This window comes from Bernardetia sp. (assembly GCF_020630935.1).
GTDB lineage: Bacteria > Bacteroidota > Bacteroidia > Cytophagales > Bernardetiaceae > Bernardetia.
In genome coordinates, this window is the sequence record NZ_JAHDIG010000134.1 from 1 (window position 1) to 4,341 (window position 4,341).

The 4,341-nt window shown below is 33.5% G+C and carries 4 protein-coding genes; all 4 read right to left on the minus strand.

Going from position 1 to position 4,341, the window contains the following annotated elements; all coding sequences use genetic code 11:
* Positions 1 to 133: 133 nt before the first annotated feature.
* On the minus strand, positions 134 to 1,012 hold the full coding sequence (locus QZ659_RS20150) for an alpha/beta hydrolase (protein ID WP_291728841.1): 879 nt from the start codon (positions 1,010 to 1,012) through the stop codon (positions 134 to 136).
* 93 nt (positions 1,013 to 1,105) lie between these two features.
* The gene (locus tag QZ659_RS20155; protein ID WP_291728843.1) at positions 1,106 to 2,281 is read right to left on the minus strand and encodes a type I restriction enzyme HsdR N-terminal domain-containing protein; all 1,176 of its coding nucleotides are present in this window, start codon (positions 2,279 to 2,281) and stop codon (positions 1,106 to 1,108) included.
* 107 nt (positions 2,282 to 2,388) lie between these two features.
* Positions 2,389 to 3,432: a glycosyltransferase gene (locus QZ659_RS20160; protein ID WP_291728844.1), complete on the minus strand. Its 1,044-nt coding sequence runs from the start codon at positions 3,430 to 3,432 to the stop codon at positions 2,389 to 2,391.
* A gap of 30 nt (positions 3,433 to 3,462) precedes the next feature.
* Positions 3,463 to 4,185, minus strand: a complete 723-nt coding sequence (gene aat, locus QZ659_RS20165; protein WP_291728846.1) for a leucyl/phenylalanyl-tRNA--protein transferase — start codon at positions 4,183 to 4,185, stop codon at positions 3,463 to 3,465.
* Between the last annotated feature and the right edge of the window lie 156 nt (positions 4,186 to 4,341).

Below are 4,341 nucleotides of genomic sequence, written 5' to 3' on the forward strand. Positions count from 1 at the left end.
AAATTTTATTTATTATTTCTCGTTCAAGCATTCTGCTTGGACGCACTTTTTGGCTTCGCCGACTTTCAGTTCGTCAGCATATGCTGACGAAACGGTAAGCGCTAGAAAACCATTCTTAAACAAGTTCAACATTTTATTTCAAATGAGTGTGAATAAAAGTTGTAGATTTTGCAAGTGCATCAGCAATGTTTTCATCTCCTAAGTCATGTTCAGCATTAGGGTAAAAATAATATTCGTTCGTTACACCAAAGCTGTCCAATGTTTGTTTCAAGACTTCTCCTTGTTGAAAAGGCGCAAGCACATCTACACCACCATAAAACATAATTGTAGGAGGAGAACTAGCTGTAACTGCATATCTTGGGCTTATACTTTCAAAATAGTTAGGGTCATTTTCAATAAACTTTCCTATAACAAGTTGTAAACCTAAAGCAGCTTGCTGGGTTTCTATATTTGGGCTATCTGTGTAAGAAGAATGTAAAAAATCTGTTGGACCTACTACATCTACAACTGCTTTTACTCTTTTTTCTGTATCATCTTTATAGCTATAAAGCATAGACAAATGCGCCCCTGCACTTACGCCCACAAAAGCATATTCATTCAAAATTCCATATTCTCTGCTTTTACTTTTCAAGTCTTCTACGACGCTTTTTATATCATAAATTTGCATTGGAAAAGGCTGCAGATTAAATGTAGCTAATCTATAATTGATATTAACCAGCGCATATTCAGAGGAAGTAATTTTTAAAACATCATATACTCCTTTCATATCTGCCTTATCGCCTCCTATCCAAGCTCCTCCGTGAACTAAAACGATGACTTTGGTTTTTGAAGCACTACGATTAGATGGTAAATAAATATCATATTTTTGTTGGGCATCATCTCCATAGGCTACATCTAGCAATTCTTTCTCCTCTTCAAAAACAACATTTTCATCTAATGTTTCAGAGTTATCTTTACAAGAAACAAAAAAGAATAAAAATATGAACAGATATACTAAATATGATTTTTTCATTGTATTGAAAGTTATAGTTAGCTGTGGGTGGACACACCAACAACAGCAAAATTATGTAGGTTAAAGGCTTACATTTGAGCAATAAAATAATTTTTATCGCAACCTAGAAAATGCCTCAAAAACCCAGTTGAGAATTATCATCATAATTGACTGAACAGGAACACCCATCACAAAAGGAACAAAATAATTCATCATTCGCCACGATTCATCTACCTTATAATAATGTCCTCTACTCCACCAACAAAACCATTTATCTATACAACATGTCCTACAAATATCTCCCGTTCCAAATAAGAGTTCACTCAAAACTAAAGACGGAATAACGACGATAAGTGTCGCAAAGATGACTTTATTGTGAAATACAAAAGGTAGTTCTTTCCCTTTCTTCTTACGATTTCGTGCTGTTCTTTTTTCAGTAAGTTTAGGGAAAAGTTTGCGTTTGAACGCCCACATCATTACTAATGTTGTCAGAATAGGCACAACCCAATACAAATGACCATAATGAATGCGCCCTTTGACAAGCCAGCGTGTGTGATTGTCTATTTGTGCTGTGATTACTTTTGCATTGAACCAACTGACCATAAAGCCAATAAAGACAAAGAAAAATGTAAAGAGAAGGAAATTAGAAACCCAAGGTTTTTGAGTTTGGGGAACAATATAATTTTTATAGAATGCCTTTAAAGAATGTTTGACAGTCCAAATTGTCTCACTCAATGCTCCTGTAAATTTGGCAGAAGTAGAAAAAGAAGGCAAATCATCAATTTCTACATAATCCCTTCCATTTTTTGAAGGCTTTACTTTATAATATGTGTTTTTTTTCTGGGATGTAACCCAAATATATTTTCCATAGAGTTGATTGTCATACGATTTGCCTTGCTCAACAGCCTCTAAAAATGCTCTTTTTCCTACGTTAGCTCGTTTACACTCTATTATTATCTCATCGTTTTGGTGCTGATGGTCAGAGAAAATCACAATGTCAACGAAACGATAAGAAGAACCCATCTTTACTTTGCGTTCAAAAGTTATTTTATTAGGGTCATATTTTTTTTCCAAAACAAGTTTGATATACGCCCATGCTCTTACCTCCTCTTCAGGTTCCCATCGAAAGCGCATTGCTTGGAAAGGGTAAAACACATAACGGTTTGTTCCTGTGCCATCAAAGCGAATAAGTCCTTCTAGCGTACCCTTTTTCAGTATTTCAGACATTTTATAAGGGTCTAAAGATTTTACTGTCTTTCTGTTTCTCCTTGAAGTAGAATTTGTAGCCAATTTGTAGAGTAAGTTTAGTCAGATAGAATAAAAGTAACTTTAAAAATGCGTTTTTTTTACTAAAAATCCTAACCTAATTGTATCATAATGCTATTTTTTTTGGCAATTTAAAATTCTCTTCCTTTCCATTTGACCTTCTTACTTGTCAAAAAGTAAATACCCACTAAAAAATACAAAATTGATTCTGACAAAGAAAAAAACAGTATCTGAAATAAAGTAGAAAACGAAATTTTAAGTTTTAGCCTGACAAAAAAGGAGAGAAGCAAGAAAAAATTAATCGCCAAGAGACAAACAACACTAAGAACAATATATATCTGTCCGCTCAAAAGCATCCCTATAAAAATCAAGGCTCTGAATAGATAAATGAGTAAAATTACTTTTTTTATAGAATTAGAAAACTGCCACGCTCCAACTAGCCAACGATGACGTTGCAAAATCCAGTCTTTCAACGTTGGTTCTGATTCTGTAAAAGCTAAAGCATTAGGACTGAAAAGATGTGTAAAAAAATTGTCTTGCCGTTTTTGGTGTCCCCACCAACAACCAAACGCTTTAAAAAGAGCTAAATCTTCTGTTACAGAAAACTCAATATTTTGATACCCTCCAATTTCTTGATAGATTTTTTTATCAAATATAAGATTATTGCCCATTGCTGTTTGTGGAAAACCTAATGTTGAGAACATAGCCAAAACTCCTTGTCCGAAAATCCAATCTAAAGTTTGAAATGTATTTGAATCTAATTTGGGAATTGTCGTTCCCATCAGCATTTTTATTGCATCATTTTGATAGAAATTAGTTAATAACTCTTTGAGCCAATTTTGAGTTACAAAAATATCGGCATCTAATAAAATAATAGTTTCTCCTTCTGAAATATCTATGAGTTGGGAAACCACCTTTACTTTGCCTTTCAGATTATTTTCATTTTCAATATTAAAATAAGTAAAGTTTAGTTTTTCATTTTTTTGTATAAACTCTTTTATAATTTCTGCACTTTTGTCTTCTGAATTATCATCTCCTACAAGGATTTCTATTTCAAAATTATCTTGACTTTCTTTCTGATAAAATTTAGCTATTGACTTATCTAAATGATTCAGACAAGATAAGATATTTTGCTCCTCGTTTCTTACTGCTATAAGCACACTTATTTTTTTCATAGTTTTAAACCCTAAGGGTTTCCAAAACCCTTAGGGTTTGAATTGTAATATAAAATCTGGACTATCTGTAAAATTCTTTTCAAAACTTTCCTTATCAAACAGCTTTTCTTTTCCCTTTTCTAAACGCTCTATAAATTCTTTACGAGGAATCATATCAGCTCCAAACCTAGCCAAATGCTCTGTAAAAACTTGGCAGTCAATCATTTCAAAACCATTGGCTAAAAGATTTTTCACTAACACTACAAAACCCACTTTTGAAGCATCACTTTCTAGCGCAAACATAGATTCTCCAAAAAAACACGTTCCGACTATTTCGCCGTACAATCCACCGACCAATTTATCTTCATTCCAAACTTCTACTGAATGAGCAAAACCTTCATAGTGTAAATCTATAAAAGCCTGTTGCATTTCAGGAGTTATCCAAGTGCCATGTTGGTTAGGTCGGTTCATTACTTTGCAATGCTGAATTACATTTTCAAAGGCTTGGTTAAGGGTTACTCTAAATTTTTGCTTTCGCAGAATAGGACGAAGGCTTTTGGCAAACTTAAAATTTTGGGGCAAAATCACAAAACGAGGATTTGGCGACCACCACAAAATCGGACTATACTCCGAATACCACGGAAAAATACCGTTTTTATAGGCTTTCTTAATGCGCTCTGTAGATAAATCTCCCCCTACAGCCAAAAGTCCATCCTCATCTGAAAACTGTACTGGAGGAAAATCTAAGGTATTTGGGTTGAGACGATATGCCATAAAATAATGATTAGTGATTAGTGATTAGTGATTAGTGATTAGTGATTAGTGATTAGTGATGAATTTCGCTCTGAAATAATTGTTTTGAACTTTAGTCAGTCAATGATAAAAATTCGTAATTCGTAATTCGTAATTCGTAATTCGTAATTCGTAATT